The 453-nt window shown below is 41.3% G+C and carries 1 pseudogene; it reads left to right on the top strand.

Annotated features, from left to right (window positions below):
- Positions 1-107: pseudogene (locus JFQ59_RS12355) on the top strand (IS481 family transposase); the annotation flags it as partial.
- Between the last annotated feature and the right edge of the window lie 346 nt (positions 108-453).

Below are 453 nucleotides of genomic sequence, written 5' to 3'. Positions count from 1 at the left end.
ACATGAGTCTGAATTTTGATGAACTTGAGACTCCCTATCAGGCTTTTCTCAGGAAGTTGCCTGCTGAAAGGGTGTTTGAGTACGGAAGGTGGTTGTTTGAAGAGTGAAATTATTTCGGGATATCACAGATACGTGGTTCGAGTATTTTTCTTAATTTTTGAGAGCTTTGACGGATACATTGAGATGTTTGAAGTGGTCTCTACTTTAAGCCACTTTATGAACTCCTTTTCGTGTTTAGAGTATTCTGGCAGTCCTATTTTGGAAAAGCAGAATTAGAAGTCCCGTCCCGTAGGGGTTCGAGGGTTCGAATCCCTCCCCCCGCACTGCTCTTTCCGTTTTTTAGCACTGCTAAATACTGCCTGAACTGTATTTCCAGAAATTTACCCACAAAAAGAAGTCTAACTAAACGGTGGCGAATTTTTGACGAAGTCTTTAAGGGTTGTAACGATAAAC

Origin of the sequence: Archaeoglobus neptunius, from assembly GCF_016757965.1 — an archaeon.
GTDB classification, from domain to species: domain Archaea; phylum Halobacteriota; class Archaeoglobi; order Archaeoglobales; family Archaeoglobaceae; genus Archaeoglobus; species Archaeoglobus neptunius.
The sequence above is the reverse complement of the archived record's forward strand: the minus strand, read 5'-3'. Positions and strand labels throughout refer to the sequence as shown.